General features: G+C 72.9%; 19 protein-coding genes and 1 pseudogene. 14 read left to right on the top strand and 6 right to left on the bottom strand.

Annotation, left to right across the window (positions count from 1 at the left end; all coding sequences use genetic code 11):
• From GQS09_RS16035 to GQS09_RS16005, 7 genes are all read left to right on the top strand, one after another.
• Positions 1-751: cell division protein FtsQ/DivIB (locus tag GQS09_RS16035; protein ID WP_243761460.1), on the top strand; the 751-nt coding region annotated here is incomplete at its 5' end.
• A 320-nt stretch (positions 752-1,071) separates the two neighbouring features.
• Positions 1,072-2,304: a cell division protein FtsZ gene (gene ftsZ / locus GQS09_RS16030; RefSeq protein ID WP_165986758.1), complete on the top strand. Its 1,233-nt coding sequence runs from the start codon at positions 1,072-1,074 to the stop codon at positions 2,302-2,304.
• An 80-nt stretch (positions 2,305-2,384) separates the two neighbouring features.
• Complete coding sequence (gene pgeF / locus GQS09_RS16025; protein ID WP_313896161.1) at positions 2,385-3,146, top strand: peptidoglycan editing factor PgeF; 762 nt, start codon at positions 2,385-2,387, stop codon at positions 3,144-3,146.
• A gap of 113 nt (positions 3,147-3,259) precedes the next feature.
• Positions 3,260-4,012: a YggS family pyridoxal phosphate-dependent enzyme gene (locus tag GQS09_RS16020; RefSeq protein WP_165986757.1), complete on the top strand. Its 753-nt coding sequence runs from the start codon at positions 3,260-3,262 to the stop codon at positions 4,010-4,012.
• Positions 4,013-4,129: 117 nt separating this feature from the next.
• Positions 4,130-4,750 carry a cell division protein SepF gene (locus tag GQS09_RS16015; RefSeq protein ID WP_165986756.1) on the top strand — a complete coding sequence of 207 codons (621 nt, stop codon included), beginning with the start codon at positions 4,130-4,132 and terminating at the stop codon, positions 4,748-4,750.
• 94 nt (positions 4,751-4,844) lie between these two features.
• Positions 4,845-5,132, top strand: coding sequence for a YggT family protein (locus tag GQS09_RS16010; RefSeq protein ID WP_093838842.1), 288 nt, complete (start codon positions 4,845-4,847; stop codon positions 5,130-5,132).
• A 49-nt stretch (positions 5,133-5,181) separates the two neighbouring features.
• On the top strand, positions 5,182-6,357 hold the full coding sequence (locus tag GQS09_RS16005) for a DivIVA domain-containing protein (RefSeq protein ID WP_165986755.1): 1,176 nt from the start codon (positions 5,182-5,184) through the stop codon (positions 6,355-6,357).
• A 131-nt stretch (positions 6,358-6,488) separates the two neighbouring features.
• Here the strand turns inward: GQS09_RS16005 and ileS are convergent, their stop codons facing one another.
• Complete coding sequence (gene ileS / locus GQS09_RS16000; RefSeq protein ID WP_165986754.1) at positions 6,489-9,656, bottom strand: isoleucine--tRNA ligase; 3,168 nt, start codon at positions 9,654-9,656, stop codon at positions 6,489-6,491.
• A 470-nt stretch (positions 9,657-10,126) separates the two neighbouring features.
• Between ileS and GQS09_RS15995 the strand changes: the two genes are divergently transcribed.
• From GQS09_RS15995 to GQS09_RS15985, 3 genes and pseudogenes are all read left to right on the top strand, one after another.
• A complete protein-coding gene (locus GQS09_RS15995; RefSeq protein ID WP_165986753.1) occupies positions 10,127-10,819 on the top strand; it encodes a TraR/DksA family transcriptional regulator in 693 nt (230 codons plus the stop codon).
• A gap of 105 nt (positions 10,820-10,924) precedes the next feature.
• Positions 10,925-11,518: pseudogene (lspA, locus tag GQS09_RS15990) on the top strand (signal peptidase II); the annotation flags it as partial.
• 192 nt (positions 11,519-11,710) lie between these two features.
• Positions 11,711-12,652 carry an RluA family pseudouridine synthase gene (locus GQS09_RS15985; protein WP_165986751.1) on the top strand — a complete coding sequence of 314 codons (942 nt, stop codon included), beginning with the start codon at positions 11,711-11,713 and terminating at the stop codon, positions 12,650-12,652.
• 121 nt (positions 12,653-12,773) lie between these two features.
• Here the strand turns inward: GQS09_RS15985 and GQS09_RS15980 are convergent, their stop codons facing one another.
• Positions 12,774-13,877 (bottom strand): mechanosensitive ion channel family protein, encoded by a 1,104-nt coding sequence (locus GQS09_RS15980; protein ID WP_165986750.1) that lies wholly within the window; start codon positions 13,875-13,877, stop codon positions 12,774-12,776.
• A gap of 95 nt (positions 13,878-13,972) precedes the next feature.
• Here GQS09_RS15980 and GQS09_RS15975 point away from each other — a divergent pair, with 95 nt between their 5' ends.
• Complete coding sequence (locus GQS09_RS15975; protein WP_399552529.1) at positions 13,973-14,596, top strand: dienelactone hydrolase family protein; 624 nt, start codon at positions 13,973-13,975, stop codon at positions 14,594-14,596.
• A gap of 109 nt (positions 14,597-14,705) precedes the next feature.
• Here GQS09_RS15975 and GQS09_RS15970 read toward each other — a convergent pair whose 3' ends face one another.
• The 3 genes from GQS09_RS15970 to GQS09_RS15960 form a co-directional block, all read right to left on the bottom strand.
• Positions 14,706-16,397: an alkaline phosphatase D family protein gene (locus GQS09_RS15970; protein ID WP_313896160.1), complete on the bottom strand. Its 1,692-nt coding sequence runs from the start codon at positions 16,395-16,397 to the stop codon at positions 14,706-14,708.
• A 292-nt stretch (positions 16,398-16,689) separates the two neighbouring features.
• Complete coding sequence (locus tag GQS09_RS15965; protein ID WP_165986748.1) at positions 16,690-17,634, bottom strand: thioredoxin domain-containing protein; 945 nt, start codon at positions 17,632-17,634, stop codon at positions 16,690-16,692.
• Between the two features lie 202 nt (positions 17,635-17,836).
• A complete protein-coding gene (locus GQS09_RS15960; RefSeq protein ID WP_165986759.1) occupies positions 17,837-18,514 on the bottom strand; it encodes a hypothetical protein in 678 nt (225 codons plus the stop codon).
• 350 nt (positions 18,515-18,864) lie between these two features.
• Between GQS09_RS15960 and dnaE the strand changes: the two genes are divergently transcribed.
• Positions 18,865-22,407: a DNA polymerase III subunit alpha gene (gene dnaE / locus GQS09_RS15955; protein ID WP_165986747.1), complete on the top strand. Its 3,543-nt coding sequence runs from the start codon at positions 18,865-18,867 to the stop codon at positions 22,405-22,407.
• A 161-nt stretch (positions 22,408-22,568) separates the two neighbouring features.
• Here dnaE and GQS09_RS15950 read toward each other — a convergent pair whose 3' ends face one another.
• Positions 22,569-22,757, bottom strand: a complete 189-nt coding sequence (locus GQS09_RS15950) for a hypothetical protein (RefSeq protein WP_165986746.1) — start codon at positions 22,755-22,757, stop codon at positions 22,569-22,571.
• 289 nt (positions 22,758-23,046) lie between these two features.
• Here GQS09_RS15950 and GQS09_RS15945 point away from each other — a divergent pair, with 289 nt between their 5' ends.
• Together GQS09_RS15945 and GQS09_RS15940 are read left to right on the top strand one after the other, a co-directional pair.
• Positions 23,047-24,285: an NYN domain-containing protein gene (locus GQS09_RS15945; RefSeq protein ID WP_165986745.1), complete on the top strand. Its 1,239-nt coding sequence runs from the start codon at positions 23,047-23,049 to the stop codon at positions 24,283-24,285.
• Positions 24,286-24,565: 280 nt separating this feature from the next.
• On the top strand, positions 24,566-25,531 hold the full coding sequence (locus GQS09_RS15940) for an ABC transporter ATP-binding protein (protein WP_207957891.1): 966 nt from the start codon (positions 24,566-24,568) through the stop codon (positions 25,529-25,531).
• The last annotated feature ends 80 nt before the right edge of the window (positions 25,532-25,611 follow it).

The following is a 25,611-nucleotide window of genomic DNA, read 5'->3' as shown; positions in this document are numbered from 1 at the left end:
TGCGCCGGTGCCGCCGGAGCGGCGGCGCCGGCGGCTGTCGCGGCGCGGCCTGCTGCTGGTGCCCGCCGTGCTGCTGGCCGCGGTCGTCGCGTTCGGCGGCTGGGCGCTCTACGCCTCCTCCTGGCTGCGCATCGACCGGGTCGCGGTCGGCTGGGCCGGGGACGGCCCGCGGGTGCTGGAGGCCGACCGGATCGCCGCGGCCGCCGCCGTGCCGGTGGGCGAGCCCATGGCACGGCTGGACAAGGACGCGGTGCGCGACCGGCTGCTGGAGGCCCTGCCCCGGCTGAAGGACGTGGAGGTGGTCCGCGCCTGGCCCGACCGGGTGGTCATCAAGGTGACCGAGCGTCAGGCCGTGGTGCTGGTGCCCGCACAGGACGGCTTCGCGGAGGTCGACATCGACGGGGTCTCCTTCGGAGTGGTGCCGGAGGCGGTGCCCGGCATTCCGCTGCTCTCGCTGGAGCTCGAACAGAACGCCGGCCTGCGCCGGTTCGGCGAGGAACGGATCGTCACCGCGGCGGTCGGGGTGGTCGCGGCGCTGCCGCCCGCCCTGCACCGCCAGACGGAAGTGGTCCGGGTGCGTTCCTATGACTCCATCAGCCTGGAGCTGGCCGGGGGACGCACGGTGCGCTGGGGAAGTCCGGAGCAGACCGAGGCGAAGGTCGCCGCGCTGACCGCGGTGATGAAAGCGGCCGAGGAAGCGCGGTACTTTGACATCAGCGTTCCCAGCGCGCCGGCCGCGGCCGTGTCCTGACCGGCGGCCCCGCCGAGGCCGTCCGGCGCGGCCCGGTGGCGGCACGGGCCAGGCCGGTTGTCCTGCACCCTGGTTGAGAGTCCCTCGCGTGATCACATAGGGTGAAAAGAAAAACGGGAGGTTCGGCGTGTTCATTGAACGCGAACGGCCTGCCGACTTAGTGTCCGTTCCAAGGAATCCCGGGAACGGAAGCACAGGTAACCCTAAACTTGGGCGTTAGGGTTCGGGGTCGGCGTATCCCACCGTCCCAACGGCATCAGCCGGTGGTCTGCTCCGGGCAGGCGGCACCGGCACGGAACTCGAGGCGAGAGGCCTTCGACGTGGCAGCACCGCAGAACTACCTCGCAGTCATCAAGGTCGTCGGGATCGGCGGCGGTGGCGTCAATGCCATCAACCGGATGATCGAGGTCGGTCTCAAGGGCGTCGAGTTCATCGCGATCAATACGGATGCCCAGGCCCTGCTGATGAGCGATGCCGACGTCAAGCTCGACGTCGGCCGCGAGCTGACGCGCGGACTCGGCGCGGGGGCCAACCCCGAGGTCGGCCGCAAGGCCGCCGAGGACCACCGGGAGGAGATCGAGGAGGTGCTCAAGGGTGCCGACATGGTCTTCGTCACGGCGGGCGAGGGCGGCGGCACGGGCACCGGCGGTGCCCCGGTGGTCGCCAACATCGCCCGTTCGCTGGGCGCCCTGACCATCGGCGTGGTGACCCGGCCGTTCACCTTCGAGGGCCGCCGCCGGGCCAACCAGGCCGAGGACGGCATCGCGGCGCTGCGCGAAGAGGTCGACACCCTGATCGTCATCCCCAACGACCGGCTGCTGTCCATCTCGGACCGCCAGGTCAGCGTGCTGGACGCATTCAAGTCGGCCGACCAGGTGCTGCTTTCCGGTGTGCAGGGCATCACCGATCTGATCACCACCCCCGGCCTGATCAACCTGGACTTCGCGGACGTCAAGTCGGTGATGTCGGAGGCCGGTTCGGCGCTGATGGGCATCGGCTCGGCGCGCGGGGACGACCGCGCGGTCGCCGCCGCCGAGATGGCCATCTCCTCCCCGCTGCTGGAGGCCTCCATCGACGGCGCGCGCGGCGTGCTGCTCTCCATCTCCGGCGGCTCCGATCTGGGCCTGTTCGAGATCAACGAGGCGGCCCAGCTGGTCAGCGAGGCCGCCCACCCGGAGGCCAACATCATCTTCGGCGCGGTGATCGACGACGCCCTGGGCGACGAAGTGCGGGTGACGGTGATCGCGGCCGGGTTCGACGGCGGCCAGCCCCCGTCCCGCAGCCGGGACAAGGTGCTCGGCGCCTACGGCGGCCGGGAGGAGGGTGCCTCCGCCGCCGCGGAGCGGCCGGCCCCGGAGCCCGAGCCGGAGCGCCCGGCCTTCGGCAACCTGGGCTCGCTGGGCTCCCGCGAGGAGGAGAAGAAGGCACCCGAGCCCGCCCCGGCCTCGTCCGACAACGACTCCCTGCTGGGCGGCGGCAGCCAGCTTCCCCCCGCCCGGCCCTACGACGGCGGCCCCGTCGAGGAGCTGGACGTTCCCGATTTCCTCAAGTGACGGACCAGCGGTTTCCGGCCAGTCCCGGCATGCCGGCCCCGGCCCGGAACGCCCCGCACGTGAATCTTCCGTGAGAGCCCGTGATAGCGCAGTGGATCACCACCGGCGGCGCGCACTTCGCCTTCACCGACAGGTGGGGCGGGGTGAGCGCCGCTCCGTTCGATGAGCTCAACCTGGGCGGTGCGGTCGGGGACGACCCGGAGGCGGTGCGGGCCAACCGCGCGCTGGCGGCCCGTTCGCTGGGGCTCGATCCGGCGGACGTGGTGTGGATGAACCAGGTGCACGGCAGTGAGGTGGCCGTGGTCGACCGGCCGTGGCCCGCGGCACCCGGGAACGGCGGCACCGGCGGGGACCCGCTTCCGCCCGTGGACGCGGTGGTCACCGCGCGGCGCGGGCTGGCGCTGGCGGTGCTCACCGCGGACTGCTGCCCGGTGCTGCTGGCCGATCCGGCCGCCGGGGTGGCGGGCGTGGCGCACGCCGGCCGTCCCGGACTGGCCGCCGGAGTGGTCCCGGCCACGGTGGCGGCCATGCGCCGGCTGGGCGCGGACCCCCGGCGCATCCTCGCCCGCACCGGCCCCACGGTGTGCGGTGCCTGTTACGAGGTGCCGGCCGCGATGCGGGACGAACTGGAGGACGCGGTGCCCGGTTCGGCCGCGGTGACCCGGCGGGGCACCCCGGCGGTGGACATCCCGGGCGGCGTGCGGCGGCAGTTGCGGGCGGCGGGGGTCACCGAGGTGCTGGCCTCCCCGGTCTGCACCATGGAGTCGGAGGACTGCTTCTCCTATCGCCGGGAGGGCCGGACCGGCCGCCTGGCGAGCTACCTCTGGCTGGCCGAGCGGTGAGCCGGCGCCCGACGGCGGCGGCAGCGCCGGCGGAGACAGCAGTGGCGGCGGAGACGGCGGAGACGGGATCGGCGGCGGCCTCGGCCGGCCGCGGCGGAAGCGGCGGGAGCGGGATGGCGGTGGACGGGGACGGCGCGGGCGAGCGGCGGCGGCAGGAGCTGGCCGGGCGGCTCGCCCGGGTGGAGGAGCGCATCACCCGCGCCTGTGACGCGGCGGGGCGCCCGCGCACGGACGTGACCCTGGTCGTGGTCACCAAGACCTATCCGGCCGAGGACGTCCGGCTGCTGGCCGGGCTGGGCGTGCGGCAGGTGGCGGAGAACCGCGACCAGGAGGCCGCCGGTAAGGCGGCCCTCTGCGCCGATCTGCCGCTGACCTGGCATTTCGTCGGCCAGTTGCAGACCAACAAGGCGCGCTCCGTGGTCCGTTACGCGGATGTGGTGCACTCCGTCGACCGGCTGCGGCTGGTGTCCGCGCTCTCTTCGGCGGTGCGTTCGCAGGGTCGTTCCGAGCTGGACTGTCTGGTGCAGGTCGCCCTGGAGAAGGAGGGCGCCCCGGCCGGGGACGGCGGCCGGGGCGGGGCGGCACCCGGGGAAGTGCCCGAGCTCGCGGCGGCCATCGCCGCCGCTCCCGGGCTGCGGCTGGCCGGGGTGATGACGGTGGCCCCGCTGTCGGGGGCGTACGCCGGTCGGCCGCGCGCCGCCTTCGAGCGGCTGATGGATGTCGCAAGGAGCCTGCGGGCGGAGGCTCCGGCTGCCACCATGGTTTCGGCGGGCATGAGTGGCGACCTGGAGGAGGCGATCGCTGCCGGTGCGACACATGTACGTGTCGGAAGCGCGGTACTGGGAGTCCGCGCAGTGCTCCGGTAACGTCACCTCAAGCGGATCACAGCCGAAAATATGGTCATTAGCGAGCAAATCGGGCAGAAAGGGTCCCCCGGCGCCGGCAGGCCGGAGCCGGTCCCCACAGAGCGGAGGACGCAGTCGATGGCTGGCGCGATGCGCAAGATGGCGGTCTACCTCGGCCTGGTGGAGGACGACGGGTACGAGCGGCAGGGTTATGGCGACGACGACTTCGAGCCGGAGCCCGAGCCCGAGCGAGAACGCCGCCGTCCCCCGGCCGAACTGGCGGCCAGGGACGAGCCGCCGGAGCCGGTGCGGGTCATGCAGCCGCCCGCTCCCCGTGAGGCGGAGCCCCCGCCGGCCCCGCTGATGCCGGAAAGCAGGCGATCCGCCCGAATCGCGCCCGTGTCTTCCATCACATCCGATCGCCAGAATCTGGAGAAGAGCGCACCGGTGATCATGCCCAAAGTCGTGTCCGAGCGGGAGCCCTACCGGATCACCACGCTGCACCCCCGGACCTACAACGAGGCCCGTACTATCGGGGAACACTTCCGTGAGGGCACCCCGGTGATCATGAACCTGACCGAGATGGACGACACCGACGCGAAGAGACTTGTCGACTTTGCGGCTGGTCTTGTGTTCGGCCTCCATGGCAGCATCGAGCGGGTGACGCAGAAGGTCTTTCTGCTGTCGCCTGCTAACGTCGATGTAACGGCGGAGGACAAGGCCCGCATCGCGGAGGGCGGGTTCTTCAACCAGAGCTGATCCGCGAGCGCGCGAAGGACTGCGTACCGAGCACCGAGAGGAAGACGGCCCGGCCGGGAGGCCGGGCCTGAGGCAGGGGAGAGGGACAGGCAGGATGAACGTCGTTCTACAGGTGATCTATATCGCCCTGTACTGCCTGATCGGCCTCCTGCTCTTCCGCCTGGTGATGGACTACGTCTTCATGTTTGCGCGGGCCTGGCAGCCGGGCCGGGCGATGATCGTCGCCCTGGAGGCCACCTACACTGTCACCGATCCGCCGCTGAAAGCCCTGCGGAAGGTCATCCCACCGCTGCGCTTCGGGGGTGTGGCGCTTGATTTGTCCTTCTTCGTGCTCATGATCATCGTTTGGATTCTGATCAGCTTCGTCGGCAGTGCGTTGTGAGTGAGTACGGTCATGCCGATGTGCCGACGACTTACGTTGAGGTGAAGAGATGCCGCTGACCCCCGAGGACGTGCGGAACAAGCAGTTCACGACCGTCCGACTCCGAGAAGGTTATGACGAGGACGAGGTCGATGCCTTCCTTGACGAGGTCGAGGCGGAGCTGACCAGGCTGCTGCGCGAGAACGAGGATCTGCGCGCCAAGCTGGCCGCGGCGACCCGGGCCGCGGCACAGAACCAGCAGAACATGCGCAAGCCCGAGGGACCGGGCGGCCCGCAGGATCGTCCCGGCGGACCGCCGGCCATATCCGGACCCGCCCCGGTGCCGCAGCAGGGCGGCCCCATGGGCGGCCCGCCCCAGCTCCCCGGTCCGGGCGGCCCCGGTGGCCCCGGCGGCCCCGGTGGGCACCCGATGGGTCACGGCGGACCGGGCGGCATGCAGCACCAGGGCCACCCCCAGGGCCCGATGGGCCCCGGCGGCATGCAGCACCAGGGCCACATGGGCGGCCCCATGGGACCGGGCGGTCCGGGTGGCCCGGGCGGTCCCGGCATGCCGCAGCAGCCGATGGGCAACGAGAGCGCTGCCCGGGTGCTGTCCCTGGCCCAGCAGACCGCGGACCAGGCCATCGCCGAGGCGCGTGCCGAGGCGAACAAGATCGTCAGCGAGGCGCGCAGCCGTGCCGAGGGCCTGGAGCGGGACGCCCGCGCCAAGGCCGACGCCCTGGAGCGGGACGCCCAGGAGAAGCACCGCGTGGCCATGGGCTCCCTGGAGTCCGCCCGCGCCACCCTGGAGCGCAAGGTCGAGGACCTGCGCGGATTCGAGCGGGAGTACCGCACCCGCCTGAAGTCCTACCTGGAGAGCCAGCTCCGCCAGCTGGAGAGCCAGGCCGACGACTCGCTGGCCCCGCCGCGTTCCTCCGCGCCGTCGCTGCCGCCGTCCCCGAGCCCGGCGCCGTCGATGGCCGGTGCCGGCGGTCCCATGGGCGGCACCATGGGCGGCACCATGGGCGGCGGCATGAACTCCGGTCCCTCCATGGGGAACGGTGGCCCCTCGATGGGCGGCAACCAGGGCGGCGGCCCCGGTCCCCAGCCGTCCTACGGCGGCCAGCAGCAGATGTCCCCGGCGATGACCCAGCCGATGGCGCCGGTCCGGCCGCAGGGCCCGCAGCCCATGCAGCAGGCACCGTCACCGATGCGCGGCTTCCTCATCGACGAGGACGACAACTGATCACCTGAGCCCACGACGCGAGTCGGCACCTCGCAGGCACATCGGCAGGGGCGCGGCCCGGACCATCGTCCGGGCCGCGCCCCTGTGCGGTGCCGCATGCCGGCCGCGCGCGGGCGCGCGGCCGGGCCGGCTCACTGGCGGCGGAGCCGGAAGGCCAGGCCGAGAGCGGCGTCGGTGAACTCCTCGCCGAAGCCCTCCGGGACCGGCTCGCCGGGCTCGGCCCGGGTGAACTCGGTGGCCAGCACCTCACCGCTGATCAGCGCCTGGTGGTCGGCCATGGCCCGGGAGAGCTCCGGGTCCTCGCTGTGCCAGCGGACCGCGATCCGGTCGGCCACGTCCAGGCCGCTGTTCTTGCGGGCCTCCTGGACCAGCCGGATGACATCCCGCGCCAGGCCGGCCCGGCGCAGCTCCGGGGTGATCTCCAGGTCCAGCGCCACCGTGGCGCCCGCGTCCGAGGCCACCGACCAGCCCTCGCGCGGGGTCTCGGTGATGATGACCTCCTCCGGGGAGAGCATGATCTCCTCGCCCTCGACCTCCACCGTGGCGTTGCCCGCCCGCAGCGCGGCGGACAACTGCGCGGCGTCGGCCGCGGCGATGGCCTTGGCCACCACCTGGGTCCGCTTGCCGAACCGGCTGCCCAGGGCGCGGAAGTTGGCCTTGGCACTGGTGTCCACCAGGGAGCCGCCGATCTCGGAGAGCGAGGCCAGCGAGGTGACGTTCAGCTCCTCGGCGATCTGCTCCCGCAGCTCGTCGCTGAGCAGCTCGAAGCCCTGGGCGGCGATCAGCGCGCGGGAGAGCGGCTGCCGGGTCTTCACCCCGGATTCGGCGCGGGTGGCCCGGCCCAGCTCGACCAGGCGGCGGACCAGCAGCATGTCCCGGGAGAGATCCGGGTCGATCAGCGCGTGGTCCGTCTCCGGCCAGGAGGCCAGATGCACCGAGTGCGGGGCGTCCGGGGTGACCGGCACGACCAGGTCCTGCCAGACCCGCTCCGTGATGAACGGCACCATCGGGGCCATCATCCGGGTGACCGTCTCCAGCACCTCGTGCAGGGTGCTCAGCGCCGCCCGGTCACCCTGCCAGAAGCGGCGGCGGGAGCGGCGCACGTACCAGTTGGACAGGTCGTCGACGAAGGTGGAGAGCAGCTTGCCGGCCCGCTGGGTGTCGTAGCGGTCCATGGCCGAGGTGACCATCTCGGTGAGCGCGTGCAGCTCGCTGAGCAGCCAGCGGTCCAGCAGCGGGCGCCCGGCCGGGGCCGGGTCCGCGGCCGAGGGCGCCCAGCCCGCGGTGCGGGCGTAGAGGGCCTGGAAGGCCACGGTGTTCCAGTAGGTCAGCAGGGTCTTGCGGACCACTTCCTGGATGGTGCCGTGGCCGACCCGGCGGGCCGCCCAGGGGGAGCCGCCGGCCGCCATGAACCAGCGCACCGCGTCCGCGCCGTGCTGCTCCATCAGCGGGATCGGCTCCAGGATGTTGCCCAGCGACTTGGACATCTTGCGGCCGTCCTCGGCGAGGATGTGGCCCAGGCAGACCACGGTCTCGTAGGAGGACTTGTCGAAGACCAGGGTGCCGACGGCCATCAGGGTGTAGAACCAGCCGCGGGTCTGGTCGATCGCCTCGGAGATGAACTGTGCCGGGTACCGCTTGTCGAACAGCTCCTTGTTGCGGTGCGGGTAGCCCCACTGGGCGAAGGGCATGGAGCCGGAGTCGTACCAGCAGTCGATGACCTCGGGGACCCGCTCGGAGAGCAGCCCGCAGCCGTCCGCGGTGCAGGGGAAGGCGACCTCGTCGATGAAGGGGCGGTGCGGGTCGAGGCCGGACTGGTCGCGGCCGGTCAGCTCGGACAGCTCGGCCAGCGAGCCGATCACCGTGAGATGGCCCTCGCCGCAGCGCCAGACGGGCAGCGGGGTGCCCCAGTAGCGGTTGCGGGACAGCGCCCAGTCGACGTTGTTGGACAGCCAGTCGCCGTAGCGGCCGTGCTTGACCGACTCCGGCACCCAGGCGGTCTTCTCGTTCTCCCGCAGCAGCGCGTCCTGGATCTGGGTGGTGCGGATGTACCAGGACGGCTGGGCGTAGTAGAGCAGCGCGGTGTGGCAGCGCCAGCAGTGCGGGTAGCTGTGCTCGTAGGGCAGGTGGCGCAGCAGCAGGCCGCGCCGTTCCAGGTCGGCCACCAGGGCCTCGTCGGCCTTCTTGAAGAACTGCCCGCCGACCAGCTCCAGCTCCGGCTCGAAGGTGCCGTCGGCGCGCACCGGGTTGACCACCGGCAGGCCGTAGCCGCGGCAGGTGCGCAGGTCGTCCTCGCCGAAGGCGGGCGCCTGGTGGACCAGGCCGGTGCCGTCCTCGGTGGTGACGTAGCCCGCGGTGACCACGAAGTGCGCGCCCTCGCCGAAGGCGGACTCCGGGACCAGCCCGAAGGGCCGGCGGTACGCCCAGCGCTCCAGCTCGCGGCCGGTGAAGGTCTCGCCGGTGCGGCTCCAGCCCTCGCCGAGTGCCTTCTCCACCAGGGCGTCGGCCACCAGCAGGCGCTCGCTGCCGTCGGTGGCGACCGCGTAGGTCACCTCCGGGTGCACCGCCACGGCGGTGTTGGAGACCAGGGTCCAGGGGGTGGTCGTCCAGACCAGGAGCGCGGTGTTCCCGGCCAGCGGGCCGGAGGTGAGCGGGAAGCGGACGTAGACCGACGGGTCGACCACGGTCTCGTAGCCCTGGGCCAGCTCGTGGTCGGACAGGCCGGTGCCGCAGCGCGGGCACCAGGGCGCCACCCGGTGGTCCTGCACCAGCAGGCCCTTGGCGTGGATCTGCTTCAGCGACCACCACACGGACTCGATGTAGGCCGGGTCCATGGTCCAGTAGGCGTCGTCCAGATCGACCCAGTAGCCCATCCGGCGGGTCAGCTCGGCGAAGGCGTCGGTGTGCCGGGTCACCGACTCGCGGCACCTGGCGTTGAACTCGGCGATGCCGTAGCGCTCGATGTCCTGCTTGCCGCTGAACCCGAGCTCCTTCTCCACCGCCAGCTCCACCGGCAGGCCGTGGCAGTCCCAGCCGGCCTTACGGGCCACGTGGTAGCCGCGCATGGTGCGGTAGCGGGGGAAGACGTCCTTGAAGACGCGGGCCTCGATGTGGTGGGTGCCGGGCATGCCGTTGGCGGTCGGCGGACCCTCGTAGAACACCCACTCCGGGCGGCCCTCGGACTGCGCCAGGGTGCGGGCGAAGGTCTTGTTCTCGTCCCAGAACGCCAGCACCTGGTGCTCCAGGGCGGGAAGGTCCACCTGGGCCGGGACCGGGCGGTACTGCGGGGCTTGCGTCATCGGGGGTTTCCTCCGGCGGACAGGCCATGCTCCGTGTTCCGTCGGAGGGACGAGACCGGCCGCTGCGCGGGGTCCCGCGGTACCACCCTCCTTGGCGCCGGCCCGGACGTGCCTGCCGGCACGGGCCGCCGCCCTCTCGTTTGCCGCGCTGCCGGGTCTAATGACTCCGCGGCGGACCGCGGAGCGTTCTTCCGGCGGCTCGGGGGTGATCTTCGCGCCGCGCCGGCCCCCGGGCTTGCACCGTCCCCGGGTCGCTGCGGGCGGCTGACGACGCTACTCGTCCCCGTCATCGCCTGTCGCTCGGTCCAGTGTACGGGGATCGCGCGAGCGGGCACGACCGGTTATGGCACCGCCGGGCGGGGCACAACGGAGAGGGACCGGCGCGCCCCGGTTGCTGCCCGTAAAGAGTCGATTTATCGTTCCGGACACGTTTCGCGGGCAAGATCACACTATCTGAAGGAGCTGCGGCCATGGTGGCGAAGAAGAGCGCCGCGCCGGAGGCGTCTGAGCCGGCCGCGCAGCGGACCGCCGGGAAACGTTCCCCCGGCGCCGCCGGGCAGACGGCGGGGAAGGCGGCGAAGAAGACCGGGAAGAAACCGGCGGCGAAGACCCCCCGCAAGGCGGCGGGCGACAGGGCCTCGGCCGCGGGGCGGCAGGCCCGCGGGCGGGCCACGACGACAGGAGCCAAGAAGGTGGCAGCGAAGAAGACCACGACGGCACGTCCGGACGCCGCCTCGGCGGTGCCCCCGGCCCGCGCGGCCGCTCCCGGCGATCTCGCGGTCCGCGCCGGCGAGGATCCGTGGACCCCGGAGGAGGTGGCCGAGGCACAGGACGAGCTGAACCGCGAGGCGGAACAGCTCCGCGAGGAGATCACCGCCTCCGAGGCCGCGCTCTCCGGCCTGATGCGGGACTCCGGCGACGGCGCGGGGGACGACCAGGCCGACACCGGCAGCAAGAACGCCACCCGGGAGCACGAGATGGCGCTCGCCGGGAACGCCCGGGAGATGCTCTACCAGACCGAGCGGGCGCTGCGGCGGCTGGAGGCGGGTACCTACGGACTGTGCGAGAACTGCGGCAACCCCATCGGCAAGGCCCGGATGCAGGCGTTTCCCCGGGCCACCCTGTGCGTGGACTGCAAGCAGCGCCAGGAGCGGCGGTTCTGAGAACCGGTTCCGGGGCGGCAGCCGCCCCGGAACCGGCGCCCGGTCCGGCACCGGCAGGGGTCGGCACCCTGCGGGTGCGGGGCGCGGGTGTCGTAGGCTCGTTGCGTGACTGAGGCGGAGCGCACCATCGACAGGCCGGACCGGCACCCCGGGGCGGAGGAGCCCGTACCCGGCGCGGCCGGGGAGACCGTCACCGACGGCGCGGCGAAGCGCCGCGGCCGGCGGCGCATCGGCGTGCTCGCCACCGTGGCGTCGCTGGCCTTCGTGCTCGACCTGATCAGCAAGATCATCGTGGTGGAGTGGCTGGAGCGGCGCGCTCCGGTCGAGGTCATCGGGGAATGGCTGCGGCTGGAGGCGGTGCGCAACAGCGGCGCGGCCTTCGGCATGGGCCAGGCGCTGACCGTGGTCTTCACCTGCATCGCCGCCGCGGTGATCGTGGTCATCATCCGGCTGGCCCGCAAGCTCTACAGCGTGCCCTGGGCGATCGCGCTGGGGCTGCTGCTGGGCGGTGCGATGGGCAATCTGGCCGACCGGATCTTCCGGGCCCCGGGCGTGGGCAAGGGCGCGGTGGTGGACTTCATCGCCCCCAAGTACTTCGCCGTCTTCAACCTGGCCGACTCGGCGATCGTGTGCGGCGGCATCCTCATCGTGCTGCTGTCCTTCCGCGGCCTGGACCCGGACGGCACCCGGCACGGTGACGAGCCGGAGCAGCCCGAGCAGCCGGAGCAGCCCGAGCAGCAGGAGCGGCCCGGGGAGCAGGAGCGGCCCGAGCGGCCGGCGGAGCCGGGGCGGTCCGGGGAGCCGGGCGAGGAGCCGGGGAAGGGCACCGACGCCCGGTAGCGGCGGTGAGCGGGTGCGGCGGCGGCCGGGCCGTCCGGCATACTCGTCCGGGTGAGCATGCTTCCCGAGACCCGCACCCTGCCCGTACCGGAAGGACTGGAGGGAGAGCGGGTCGACGCCGCACTCGCCCGGATGCTCGGGTTCTCCCGCACCAGGGCGGCCGAACTGGCCGCGGCAGGCAAGGTCCGGCTGGACGGCATCGAGGTCGGCAAGTCGGAGCGGGTCACCGGCGGCGCCTGGCTGGAGGTCGAGATGCCCGCCCCGCCCGCCCCGGTGCGGATGGTGGCCGAACCGGTCGAGGGCATGGAGATCGTCCACGACGACGACGATCTGGTGGTGGTGGCCAAGCCGGTCGGTGTGGCGGCACACCCCAGCCCCGGCTGGACCGGCCCCACCGTGATCGGCGGGCTGGCCGCGGCCGGCTTCCGGGTCGCCACCTCCGGCGCGGCCGAGCGGCAGGGCATCGTGCACCGGCTGGACGTGGGCACCTCCGGACTGATGGTGGTGGCCAAGTCCGAGCTCGCCTACTCCCGGCTCAAGCAGCAGTTCCGGGACCGCACCGTGGACAAGCGCTACCACGCGCTGGTGCAGGGCCACCCCGACCCGCTCAGCGGCACCATCGACGCCCCCATCGGGCGCCACCCGCAGCACGACTACAAGTGGGCGGTGACCGCGGCCGGCAAGCCCGCGGTCACCCACTACGACCTGGTGGAGGCGTTCCGCGCGGCCAGCCTGCTCGACATCAGGCTGGAGACCGGCCGCACCCACCAGATCCGGGTGCACATGGCCGCCCACCGCCACCCCTGCGTCGGCGACCTCACCTACGGCGCCGACCCCACCCTGGCGCGCCGGCTGCGGCTGACCCGGCAGTGGCTGCACGCGGTGCGGCTGGGCTTCGAGCACCCGGCGGACGGCCGCTGGGCGGAGTTCGAGAGCGGCTACCCGGACGATCTGCGGCACGCGCTGGACACCGTCCGCGCCGAAAGCGCCTGACCCGTCCGGCGCGGCCCCGGCGCCCCGCTTCCCCGGAAACCGCCGGGCCTGGGCGGGAGCGGGTCAGATCCGCTCCCGCCCAGGCCCGGCGGGGCCGTGGGCCGTCGGCGTCGTGCGCGCCTCAGCCGCGGCCCAGGGACTCGCCCGGTGCGGCGCCCTCCTGCTGCTCCTGCCGCTCCCGCCGCTGCGGCGGCAGGGCGGCCGGGCCCGTGGGCACCCGGGGCAGGGCGTACGGGTGATGGGCGCGCAGCCAGGAGATCATCTCCTCGCGCACCGCGCAGCGCAGGGTCCAGGCGTCGTCCGCGTTCCGGGTGGACATCGCGGCCCGCACCACGATGGTGGTGGGCGTGGTGTCGGTGACCACCAGGCTCCAGGACCGGCCGTCCCACTCCTTGCGGCCGAGCAGGAACTCCTGCAGCGCGGACCGCATCTCGGGCACCGGTGTGGTGTAGTCGAGATGGAAGTAGACGGTGCCGGTGATCTCGGTGCCGCCGCGCGACCAGTTCTCGTACGGCTTGCTGTTGAAGTACGACACCGGCATGGTCAGCCGCCGGTCGTCCCAGATCCGGACGGTCAGGAAGGCCAGGCTGATCTCCTCGACCACGCCCCACTCGCCGTCCACCACCACGGTGTCGCCGATCCGCACCGAGTCGCCGAAGGCCACCTGGAGACCGGCGAACAGATTGCCCAGCATCGACTGGGCGGCCACGCCGGCGATGATGCCTATCACCCCGGCCGAGGCGAGCAGCGAGGTGCCCACGGTGCGCAGCGAGGGGAAGACCAGCAGTATCGCCATGGCGGCGGCGACCACCGCCAGCACCGTGGTCACCATCCGGCGGAGCATGCCCAGCTGGGTGCGGAACTGGCGCACCCGGGCCATGTCGTCGGTCCGGGCGGCGTAGGCGGCCAGGGTGTTCTCCGCCACCGCGCCGGCCGCCCGGATCACCAGCCAGGCCGCGGCGGCGATGGTCAGCAGCGCCAGGACGCTCTGCACCGCCCGGTCCTGCTTCAGGTCCAGCTCCGCAAGGTCGTAGGTGGCCTGGAGCGCCGCCGAGCCGAGCAGCAGCTGCAGCGGCAGCTGGCAGCGCCGCAGCAGCTCGGGCAACTGGTTCTCCGGGTGGCGCTCGGTGGCCGCGTGCAGCGCACGGTCGATCACCCAGCCCACCAGCAGCGTCACCGCGATGGTGCCGCCGAACACCAGGGCCGGCCGCAGTACGTCCTCCATAGGGGTGCAGCTCCTCCTCCGGTCGGCGAGTCTCCGTCGGCCGACGGGATTGTTGTGCGGACGTTCGCGCACAGGCTAACCGGCAAGATGGGATCATCGGATCCGCTTCCCCCCTGAGCTGCCCGGAAGGTGCCGACACTGTGGCCGATGTCATGCTGTTCCACTCCGCCTACGGGCTGCGGCCCGCCGTGCGGGACGCCGCCGAGCGGCTGCGGGCCGCCGGACACCGGGTGTGGACCCCGGATCTCTACGACGGGCGGACGGCCGGGTCCGTGGTGCAGGGCATGGAGATCGCCGAGGCGGTCGGACGGGACGAACTGCTGCGCCGCGCCGTGGCCGCCAGCGCCCCGCACTCGGACGCGGGGGTGGTCTACGCGGGGCTGTCGCTCGGCGCCTCGCTGGCCCAGACCGTGGCGCTGGGCGACGAGAAGGCGCGCGGGCTGCTGATGCTGCACGGCACCGCGGACATCGCCGGGAACGCGCGGGTGCCGGACGGGCTGCCGGTGCAGCTCCACGTGGCCGAGCCCGATCCCTTCGAGACCGAGGACTGGCTGAACGCCTGGTATCTGCGGATGCGGCGGGCCGGGGCCGAGGTGGAGGTCTTCCGTTACCGGGGCGCCGGGCATCTGTACACCGATCCGGAGCTGCCGGACTGGGACGCCGAGGCGGCCCGGCGCACCTGGGCGGTGGCACTGGACTTCCTGGCCGGGGCCGGCTGAGCCGGCCCCGGCGGAATCGGTTCTCGCGGTGCGGGCCGGCGGGCGGCCGGGAACGCCCGTCGCGATGTCCCGCCCGGCTCCCCGGGAGGCTCCGCCCCCCGGGGGCGGGTCAGAGCACGGGACCGGCCACCCGCTCCGGCCCCGGCCGGCCGGCGGCCGTGCGGTACGACCGCAGGTGCCGCACCGAGGCGCCGGGGTCGCTGCGGCTGCTGACCGCGTAGTAGTCCATCTGCGTGTGCTCGTGGGTGAGATCCAGTACGCCGTAGCCGTGCGAGTCCAGATCCACCCAGCTCACATGGCGGTTGGCGGCCCGGATGGCGGCTGCCGCGACCACCGAGACGGTCTGCGGCGGCACCCCCAGCAGGTCGTCGACGTTGTCCGAGGTGACGGAGGTGACCACGAACTCGGTGGCGACCGCCGGGCTGTGCGGATAGGTGGCGGCCTCCAGCGGCACGGCGTTGGCCCAGTGCATGTGGACGTCACCGGCCAGGAAGACGGCGTTGCCGATGCCGGAGGTGTGCAGATGGCGGAGCAGCCGTCTGCGGTCCGCGGTGTAGCCGTCCCACTGGTCGGGGTTGACGGCCAGGCCGCCGGAGGGCAGGCCCAGGCACTCGGCGATGGGCCGCAGCAGATACGACGGCACCGAGCCGAAGGCCACCGGGGAGATCATCACCGAGGTGCCGATCAGCTGCCACCGGGCCCCGGAGGCGCTGAGCCCGGCGGTCAGCCAGTCCAGCTGGGCCCGCCCGGTGAGGGTCCGGTCCGGGTCGTCGACGGCGGCGTCGCCCGCCGCGGCCTGCCGGTCGCGGAACGAGCGCAGGTCCAGCAGGTGCACCTCGGCCAGCGAGCCGAAGCGCAGCCGCCGGAACACCGTGCCCTCGGCCGCCGGGCGGACCGGCATCCACTCGAAGTAGGCGCGGGTGGCGGCGGCCCGGCGCCGCTGCCAGTCGCCCTCGGTGGCCGGGTCGTGGTTCCCGGCACCGCCGGACCAGGCGTCGTTGGCGGTCTCGTGGTCGTCCCAGACCGCGATCACCGGGTGGGCGGCGTGCAGCGCGCGCAGGTCCGGGTCCGAGCGGTAGTGGGCGTGCCGGGCGCGGTAGTCGGCCAGGGTGAGGATCTCGTGGGCGGGTTCGTGTGCGCGGACCGGGCGGGCCGGGTACTGCCCGGTGCCGTACTCGTAGAGGTAGTCGCCCAGGTGCAGCACGGCGTCCAGGTCGCGGCGGGCGGCCAGGTGGCGGTAGGCGGCGAAGTAGCCGGCCTCGTAGTTGGAGCAGGAGACGACGCCGAAGCGCAGTCCGGCCACGGGCGCGCCGTCGCCGGGCGCGGTGCGGGTGCGCCCGGTGGGGGAGACCTCCGCGGAGGAGCCGGTGCCGGCGGTGAAGCGGTACCAGTAGGTGGTGGCGGGGCGCAGTCCGCGCACGTCCGCCCGCACGGTGTGGTCGGCGGCGGCGGTCGCGGTGACGGTGCCGGAGGCGCGGACGGCGGTGAACGCCTCGTCCTCGGCGACCTCCCAGCGGACCGGGGTGTCGGGGCCGGCTCCGGAGCCGGGCAGCGCCTCGGGGACGGGCGTGACGCGGGTCCACAGCAGGATGCCGTCGGGCAGCGGATCGCCGGAGGCGACGCCGTGCCGGAAGACGGTGCCGCCGGTGGTGCCGTCCGCGGTGGCGGCGGCGCGGGCGGGGCCGGCGCCGAGCAGGGGCAGGGCGGCGGCGGTGGCCGCGGTGGCGCCCGCGGCCGTGACCACGGTGCGCCGGGTGGGTGTGGTGGTGCCGGTGCGGTTCGGATCACGAATCTCGGTCACGATCCGGAAGGTTATCCGCGCGTAGCGCGAACCGGGCCCAGGGCACCGAGAGTTCGCCGGAGCTTCGGACGNGCGCCCGCGGCCGTGACCACGGTGCGCCGGGTGGGTGTGGTGGTGCCGGTGCGGTTCGGATCACGAATCTCGGTCACGATCCGGAAGGTTATCCGCGCGTAGCGCGAACCGGGCCCAGGGCACCGAGAGTTCGCCGGAGCTTCGGACGCCGGTCAGGGTCGGTCCGCGGGCCGGGCGGGTGGCGGGACGGCCCTCCCGCCACCCGCCCGGGGGCCGGGGGTCACTCGTCGGCCGGCTCGGTCTCCTCGGTCTCCTCGGACTCCTGGGACTCCTCGGCCTTCTCGCCCTCGGCGGGCTGCTCCTCGGCCGCGGGCTCGCTGGCGTCCAGCACCTGCCGGAAGGCCTCCGGGCTCATCGGGGTCTCCACCTTGGTGCCGTTGACCACCAGGCCCGGGGTGCCGGTGACCCCGTACTCGGGCGAGACCTCGCCGAACTTCTCGGCCATCAGCACCGCCCACTCCGCGTAGGTGCTCTCGTTGACGGCCTTCTCGAACGCCGCGAAGTCCGCCGGGTCGGAGAGGGCGTCCACGCTCTTGCCGATCTTCACCAGCCGCTCGTCGCTCTCGAAGTCGGTGGCGCTGTTGGAGCTGGTGTGGAACTCCTCGGAGTACAGCGCCTCCAGGTAGCCGAGGAAGGCGTCCTCGCTCACGTTGAGCGCCGCGCCCAGCGCGCTGATGGCGTTCTTGGAGCCGGTGCCGCCGCCCGGGTTGTCGTCGAAGAAGGCGCCGAAGATGTACTCGGCCTGGATGTCGCCGTTCTTGACGGCGTCGGTGAAGGCCTCGCCGACCGCGTGGTCGAACTCGGCGCAGTGCGGGCAGCGCGGCTCCGCGAACAGGATGACGGAGTCCGCCGCGGTCTCCTCGCCGAGCCTGACGGTCAGGCCGTCCTCGCCGGAGGCGTTGGCGGGTATCTGGTAGGAGGTGTCGCCGTTCTCCTGTGCCTCGTTCGCCTGCTCGGCGACGGTGTCCCAGTCGGTGCTGTCGCCGCCGCCGCTCAGGTTGGCGACGGCCACGCCGACCACGCCCGCGACGGCCAGCACGCCGACGATGACGCCGCCGACCACCAGCTGCCTGCGGACCTTCTCCCGCTTGGCCTGCTTCTCCCGCTCGGCGCGCAGCCGCTCGCGGGCGGCGCGCTTGGCTTCCTGGCTGTTGCGCTTGCTCATGATGTGGATGTCTCCGTCGTGGTTCGCGTCCGTGGCCGGCCGGTGGGCGGTGGCCCGGACGAGGGGGGGTGGGCTGCCGGGGCGGCGCGGGGCGGCGGCAGGCCCGGCCGCGCGCGGACCGTGCCGCGCGGCGGGCATGCGGTGGTGTGACGGTGCGCCGGGCTGCCCCGGGTCGTGCTCCGGGCCGGGTCCGTCCGGCCTGCTAGATCACCGCGGCCCGCGGCGGCCCCCGGCGGATGACACAGTGGCCGAGCAGCAGCGCCCGGACCTGCCCCGGCCGCCGCTCGGCACGGCGCGGGCGGACCGCCGTCCGCGGCCCGGGCAGCGGTGGCCGGCCGGTGACCGCCAGCAGCAGCGGGCGGAAGGTGACCGCTCCGGCGGCCCTGACCAGCCGGGCCAGCGCCGCCTCGCCGCCGCGCAGCCAGCCGGCCGCGGCCAGGGCCACCGCCACGTGCACGGCCAGCAGCAGCCAGGGACCCGCCGGGTGGGCGGCCGGCTCGGCGCCGGCCGCGAAGCGGGCCAGCGGAGTGCCCACGTCGCCCCCCGCGCAGAGCAGGCTGAGCGCGCTCACCCTCGGTACCGGCGCCGCTGCGCCGCCGGCCGTGGCCGCCGTGCCGTAGCAGGTGGTCTGGCCGGTGGTGAACACGGTGTCGAGGACGAGCTGGAGGGGCACCAGCAGCGCGGCGATGGAGCCGAAGCGGCGTTCCCGGCCGGTGAGCGGGAAGGCCAGGGCGAAGACCGCGACAGCCACCGCGGCCACGGTGAGCACCGGGAGCGGGGTGGCGGAGAAGAACACATGGGCACCGGCGGACAGCGCGACGCACAGCGCGGTGAAGACCGCGGCGCGCGCGATGCGTATGCCTGCTTCCGAGATGCCCATCGGGGGCGAGTCTGCCATGTGCCGCGCGCGCCTGACAGAGCCGGTGGTCCCGGTCTTCCGGCTCCGGCGCGGATGCGGGGCCGCGGTGCGCGCGACGGCCCGGCCGCCGGGGCCGGTGAGCGGTGCGGGCCTGCGGGAGCGCGGGCCCACGGGTAAAGATCACACTCCGATTCGTTATTCGGCGCTGACCTCGCCGTTTGCGGTAGCACCTGGCCTGACCTGCGGTTTTGCCGACGAGGCCGGGGTGTGCCGAGGGCCGTCGCGGACGCCGTTCAGGAGTAGGGTCGGGGCATCGGTGCGCGGGTCCCGCACCGGCCCCAGTCCATGACCGAGCCCGTCGGAAGGTCCGTGTGGTGAGCAAGCCCTTCACGCACTTGCATGTACACACCCAGTACTCGCTGCTGGACGGCGCGGCGCGGTTGAAGGACTTGTTCAAGGCGGCCGGGGACATGGGCATGACCCACCTGGCCATCACCGACCACGGCAACCTGCACGGCGCCTACGACTTCTTCCACAAGGCCAAGGACGCGGGCATCACCCCGGTCATGGGCATCGAGGCCTATGTGGCGCCCGAGCACCGCCGCTACAACCGCCCGGTCAAGTGGGGCGCCCCGCACCAGAAGAACGACGATGTCGCCGGTGCCGGCGCCTACACCCACATGACCATCTGGGCGCGCAACGCCACCGGCCTGCACAACCTGTTCCGTGCCCAGTCCCGGGCCAGCCTGGAGGGCTACTTCCGCAAGCCGCGGATGGACCGCGAACTGCTGGCCGAGTACGCCGAGGGCCTGATGGGCAGCACCGGCTGTCCCTCCGGGGAGGTCTCCACCCGCATCCGCCTCGGCCAGATGGACGAGGCCCTCAAGGCGGCCGGGGAGTACCAGGACATCTTCGGCCGGGAGAACTTCTTCGTCGAGCTGATGGACCACAACATCGACATCGACCGGCGGGCCCGGGCCGGTCTGGAGGAGATCGCCCGCAAGCTGAACGCCCCCTTCGTGGTGACCAACGACTCGCACTACACCTTCGAGAGCGAGTCGTCGGCCCACGACACCCTGCTGTGCATCCAGACCGGCAGCAATCTCTCCGACCCCGACCGCTTCAAGTTCGACGGCTCCGGCTACTACCTGAAGTCGGCGGCGGAGATGTACGCCATCGACTCCTCGGAGGCCTGGCAGCAGGGCTGCCGCAACACCCAGGAGATGATCGCCGACCGGGTGGACACCACCGGCATGTTCGAGTTCCGCAACCTGATGCCGCGGTTCGACGTGCCCGAGGGCTTCGACGAGGTGAGCTGGTTCCGTGAGGAGGTGCGGCGCGGCCTGGCCCGCCGCTGGCCGGACGGCGTTCCCGAGGACCGGCAGCGCCAGGCAGAGTACGAGATGGACGTCATCGTCAAGATGGGGTTCCCCGGCTACTTCCTGGTGGTCGCCGACTTCATCATGTGGGCCAAGAACAACGGCATCGCGGTCGGTCCTGGCCGCGGCTCGGCGGCCGGCTCCATCGTCGCCTACGCCATGGGCATCACCGACCTGGACCCGATCGAGCACGGCCTGATCTTCGAGCGGTTCCTCAACCCGGAACGCGTCTCCATGCCGGACGTCGACATCGACTTCGACGAGCGCCGGCGCGGCGAGGTGATCCGGTATGTCACCGACAAGTACGGCGCCGACAAGGTGGCCATGATCGGCACCTACGGCACCATCAAGGCGAAGAACGCCATCAAGGACTCGGCCCGGGTGCTGGGCTATCCGTACGCGGTCGGCGACCGGATCACCAAGGCCATGCCCGCGGACGTGCTGGGCAAGTCCATGCCGCTGTCCGGCATCACCGACAAGGACCACCCCCGGTACTCCGAGGCCGGCGAGATCCGCACGATGTACGAGAACGAGCCGGACGTCACCAAGGTGATCGACGCGGCGCGCGGCATCGAGGGCCTGGTGCGGCAGATGGGTGTGCACGCGGCCGGCGTGATCATGTCCAGCGAGCCGCTGATCGACCACGTCCCGGTCTTCTCGCCGAAGAACGACGGCGTGGTGGTGACCCAGTGGGACTACCCGAGCTGTGAGGCGCTCGGCCTGCTGAAGATGGACTTCCTGGGCCTGCGCAACCTGACGATCATGGATGACGCGGTCAAGCTCATCAAGCAGAACAAGGGCATCGACCTCACCCTGCTCGACCTGTCGCTGGACGACCCCAAGACGTACGAACTCCTCCAGCGCGGCGACACCCTGGGCGTCTTCCAGTTCGACGGCGGGCCCATGCGCTCCCTGCTGCGGATGATGAAGCCGGACAACTTCGAGGACATCTCCGCGGTCTCGGCCCTGTACCGGCCCGGCCCGATGGGCATGAACTCGCACATCAACTACGCCCTGCGGAAGAACGGCCAGCAGGAGATCACCCCGATCCACCCGGAGCTGGAGGAGCCGCTCAAGGAGGTCCTGGACGTCACCTACGGCCTGATCGTCTACCAGGAGCAGGTGCAGAAGGCCGCCCAGATCCTCGCCGGCTACTCGCTCGGACAGGCGGACCTGCTCCGCCGGGCCATGGGCAAGAAGAAGCCCGAGGTGCTGGAGAAGGAGTTCGTCAACTTCCAGAAGGGCGCCCGGGAGAAGGGCTTCTCGGACGAGGCGATCAAGGCGGTGTGGGACGTGCTGGTCCCGTTCGCCGGCTACGCCTTCAACAAGGCGCACTCCTCGGCCTACGGTCTGATCACCTACTGGACCGCCTACCTGAAGGCCAACTACCCGGCCGAGTACATGTCCGCGCTGCTCACCTCGGTGAAGGACGACAAGGACAAGTCCGCGGTCTACCTCAACGAGTGCCGCCGGATGGGCATCCGGGTGCTGCCGCCCGACGTTAACGAGTCGCAGGCCAACTTCACCCCGCGCGGTGACGACGTGATCGTCTTCGGCCTGCTGGCGGTGCGGAACGTCGGCGCCAACGTGGTGGAGGCCATCGGCCGGGCCCGCCGGTCCAAGGGAAGGTTCACCTCCTTCCCCGACTTCCTGGACAAGGTGGAGGTCGTGGTCTGCAACAAGCGCACCGTCGAATCCCTGATCAAGGCCGGTGCCTTCGACTCGCTCAAGCACACCCGCAAGGGCCTGAGCGCCGCCTTCGAGCCGATGATCGACAACGTGGTGCAGGTCAAGCGCAAGCAGGAGATGGGGCAGTACGACCTGTTCGGCGGCCTCGGCGGGGGCGACGAGGACTCCGGCCCCGGCTTCGGCATGGACGTGGAGTTCACCACCGAGGAGTGGGACAAGAGCTATCTGCTCGCCCAGGAGCGGGAGATGCTCGGCCTGTACGTCTCCGACCACCCGCTGTTCGGGGTGGAGCACCTGCTGAGCGACAAGGCCGACGCCACCATGTCGCAGCTGCTCTCCGGCGACTTCGCGGACGGCCAGGTGATCACCATCGGCGGCATCGTCTCCGGCCTCCAGCGGAAGATGACCAAGCAGGGCAACGCCTGGGCCATCGCCACCGTGGAGGATCTGGAGGGCTCCATCGACTGCATGTTCTTCCCGGCCACCTACCAGCTCGTCTCCACCCAGCTCGTGGAGGACGCGATCGTCTTCGTCAGGGGACGGCTGGACAAGCGGGAGGACGTGCCGCGGATCGTGGCCATGGAGCTGATGGTCCCCGACCTGAGCGAGGCCGCCTCGGACACGACGGTGACCCTCACCATCCCGGAGGTCAAGCTGACCCCGCCGCTGGTCCAGCAGCTCGGCGAGGTCCTCACCCATCACCGCGGCACCAGCGAGGTCCGGGTGAAGGTCGTCAACGGCAGGGGCACCACCGTGCTGCGGCTGGACCGGCACCGGGTGCAGGCCGCGCCGGAACTCTTCGGCGATCTCAAGGCGCTGCTCGGCCCGTCCTGTCTGGCCGGCTGATCCCGGCACACCGCGGGGGCCGTCCGTCCGGGACGGCCCCCGGGTGCCTCACCGAACGCGGATCGGCGGGTTCTGTGGAACCCCCGGGGACCGAGGCGTCCCGGGAGACCTGTGGATCCGGGGGGTTCGGAGGGGAGGCGCGCAAGCGCCGGCGTGCGGGCTCAGTTGTGGCCGAACCGCTTCTCCCTCTTGCGGTTGGCGGTCACTGCCGGCGCGGTGGCCGTCGCGGAGCCGGCTCCTTTGGCGGTGGTCCCGTCCTGCTCCGGCCGCTGCTCGCGCTGTTCCCGCCGGTCCTGTTCGGCGCCGCCGGCCCGATCGGGGCGGTTCTTGCGGTTCTTGTTCTTCGCCATGGTCGCTCGCCTCCAGGGATGTGCGTGTGGAACTCCCAGGCGCGATCAGCCTCGCACGACCCGATGAGGCTCGCATTCCGGACAAGTCCGCCCGGGTTGCTGTCCGGAGCGGGTTCGCCACGCCGATGATCCGGCCGGGACTGATAACCGCGCCGGTCTCGGGCAGACTCAAGAAAAGTTCTGGTGGAGTGCTCGGACAGGTGCTTGCGAGGGCCCTCGGGTGATTCGCCGGCGAACCGGGAAGACGAAACCCGGCCACACCGGGATACCTACGGGAAAGAGGTGCACCGTGGATCGCTGCGTCGTGCTGGTGGACGCCGGATACCTGCTGGGCGCCGCCGCGAGCCTGCTCGCCGGGGAGCCCAACCGCCCCCGCATCACCGTCGACCACGCCGCGCTGATCCAGGCCCTGCGGGAGCGCGCCGAGGCCGACACCGGCTGCACCCTGCTGCGCATCTACTGGTTCGACGGCGCCCCCGACCGGGTGCCGCAGCCGGAGCACCGCAGACTGCGCGTCATGCCCCGGGTCACCGTCCGGCTGGGCGCCCTCACCCGCAGCGACGGGCGCTGGGCGCAGAAGGGCGTGGACGCCGCCATGCACGCCGAACTCACCGAGCTCGCCCGCAACCGGGCCTGTGCGGACATCGTGCTGGTCACCGGCGACGGCGACCTGCTCCCTGGACTGATGTCCGCCAAGGAGCACGGCGTCGCCGTCCACCTGTGGGCGGTGCAGGCCGCGGACGGCGACTACAACCAGTCCGAGGACCTGGTCGCCGAGGCGGACGAACGCCGGGTGCTGGACCGCGCCTGGATCACCCGCTCGGTGCGGCTGCGCGAGCCGCTGTCCGCCGACGGCGTGCCGCAGACCGCGACCCGCCCCGACATCGCCGCCATCCTCTCCGCACCGCTGCCCGACACGCCCCCCGCCCCTGACCGGCCGGACGGCCGCCCGGACACCCCCAAGAACGGCACCGCCCACCATGCCGCGCCCCGGGAGGAGGACGAGCAGGAGCGGGAGCAGAGCAGCACCGGCCGCGGTGTCCCGACCCCCAAGGACCTGGCCGCGCTGGGCCGGCCCGCACCCGCCCCGTCCGGCGGCTCCGCGGCGGCCGGGGCCACGCTGCGCTGGTCCTCCGACCGCGGCTGGGTGGAACGCGGCCCCGGCGAATCCCCGGAGACCGCCTCGCTGCCGGTGCTCGCCCAGATGACCACGGCCGAGCAGCGCTGGGCCGACCGCGAGGAGGACATCACCGCGGTCAGCGGCGACCCGTTCGAGGTCGGCCAGGTCTACGCCCGCCGCTGGGCGGAACGCCTCAACGCCCCGGCCCGGCTGCACCAGCTCTCCGCCGAATACCCGCGCATCCCGCACCGCATCGACGGCGAACTGCTGCGCTACGCGGCCAGATTCGGGCTGCTCGCGCACAAGGACGACCAGATCGACGAGCAGGACCGCTATGCCATCCGGGCCGGCTTCTGGCGCGAGATCGACACCCGCGCCAAGACCGCCCGCGAACACACCGGCAGCTGAGGGCCCCGCCCCGCCCGGCCGCCGCTGTGCGCCGGAGCCGCCGCACGGTGCGCGACCTGGCGTGCCCGCGCCCGGCACCGCCGTGCCGCCGTCCGGCGGCGTGCGCGGCGGGCCGGACCGGCGGGCGGGGGCGGGCAACGGGGGATACGGCCCCCTGCCGGTGGCCGTGACACGGCGCGGCGTAGGCTCGTGCACTGTGCCCCCTCCCCTCGTCCGGGCCGACGCGGACCCGACCGCCGCCCGGCCCGCCGCCGACAGCGCGGCCGGAGCCGCGGCCGCACTGGACGTGTCCGGGCTGGAGAAGACCTACCGCGGCCGGCGCCGCGACCGCAGCCCGGTGCGCGCCAACGCCGGCATCTCCCTCCAGGTGCGGCACGGCGAGATCTTCGGCCTGCTGGGCCCCAACGGCGCGGGCAAGACCACCCTGGTGCGGCAGCTCACCGGGCTGCTGCGGCCCGACGCCGGCCGGATCACCCTGCTCGGCCACGACCTGCGCCGCCACCCCCGGCGGGCGCCGCGCCTGCTGGCCTACCTCGGGCAGCAGTCCACCGCCCTGGACGAGCTGACCGTCTCCCTCGCCGTGGAGACCACCGGGCGGCTGCGCGGCCTGGGCGCCCTCGCCGCCCGCCACGAACGGGACGCCGTGCTCGACGAGCTCGGCCTGGCCCCGCTGGCGGGCAGGCCGCTGAAGACCCTCTCCGGGGGTGAGCGGCGGCTCGCCTGCGTGGCCGCCGCGCTGGCCGGCCACCGCGCCTTCCTGGTCCTGGACGAGCCCACCACCGGCATGGACCCGGTGGCCCGGCGCGCCGTGTGGACGGCCGTCGACCGCCGCCGCACCGAGCGCGGCACCACCGTGCTGCTGGTCACCCACAACGTCAGCGAGGCCGAGACGGTACTGGACCGGGTCGCGGTGCTGGACGGCGGGCGCATCATCGCCTGCGACACGCCCGGCGGCCTGAAGGCCCGGCTGGGCGACGAGGTCCGGCTGGACCTGGTGTGGCGGGACCGGCCGCCGCTGGAGGTGCCCGACATCGCGGCGCTGCGCGCCGGCGCCGCCGTGGCCGGCCGCCGCTGGACGCTGCGGCTCACCCCGGAGGCGGCGCGCGGCGTGGTCGCCTCCGTCACCACCGGCCCGGCCTTCGCCGCGCTCGACGACTTCACCCTCGCCACGGCCAGCCTGGAGGACGTCTATCTGGCGCTCGGCGGGCGCGCCCCCGGCCTGGTCAAGGAAGGCGGCGCCGGATGAGCCCGGCGCCCGCCGGCGGGCAGCGACCCGGCGAGCCGCCGCCGGACGCCGTGCGGCGCGGGGGCGGCGTGCCGGAACAG

Source organism: Streptomyces sp. YIM 98790 (assembly GCF_011421595.1).
GTDB lineage: Bacteria > Actinomycetota > Actinomycetes > Streptomycetales > Streptomycetaceae > Streptomyces.
This window is presented reverse-complemented; position numbering and strand designations above follow the sequence as displayed.

What these genes read in the sequence shown, in the direction of transcription:
- ileS (WP_165986754.1), bottom strand. Translation starts at nt 9,656, where the DNA reads ATGACGCAAGCCCCGCAGTACCGCCCGGTCCCGGCCCAGGTGGACCTT.
- GQS09_RS15995 (WP_165986753.1), top strand. Translation starts at nt 10,127, where the DNA reads ATGGTGGCGAAGAAGAGCGCCGCGCCGGAGGCGTCTGAGCCGGCCGCG.
- GQS09_RS16010 (WP_093838842.1), top strand. Translation starts at nt 4,845, where the DNA reads ATGAACGTCGTTCTACAGGTGATCTATATCGCCCTGTACTGCCTGATC.
- GQS09_RS15980 (WP_165986750.1), bottom strand. Translation starts at nt 13,877, where the DNA reads ATGGAGGACGTACTGCGGCCGGCCCTGGTGTTCGGCGGCACCATCGCG.
- GQS09_RS15965 (WP_165986748.1), bottom strand. Translation starts at nt 17,634, where the DNA reads ATGAGCAAGCGCAACAGCCAGGAAGCCAAGCGCGCCGCCCGCGAGCGG.
- GQS09_RS15950 (WP_165986746.1), bottom strand. Translation starts at nt 22,757, where the DNA reads ATGGCGAAGAACAAGAACCGCAAGAACCGCCCCGATCGGGCCGGCGGC.
- GQS09_RS15960 (WP_165986759.1), bottom strand. Translation starts at nt 18,514, where the DNA reads ATGGGCATCTCGGAAGCAGGCATACGCATCGCGCGCGCCGCGGTCTTC.
- GQS09_RS16005 (WP_165986755.1), top strand. Translation starts at nt 5,182, where the DNA reads ATGCCGCTGACCCCCGAGGACGTGCGGAACAAGCAGTTCACGACCGTC.
- GQS09_RS16015 (WP_165986756.1), top strand. Translation starts at nt 4,130, where the DNA reads ATGGCTGGCGCGATGCGCAAGATGGCGGTCTACCTCGGCCTGGTGGAG.
- GQS09_RS16020 (WP_165986757.1), top strand. Translation starts at nt 3,260, where the DNA reads ATGGCGGTGGACGGGGACGGCGCGGGCGAGCGGCGGCGGCAGGAGCTG.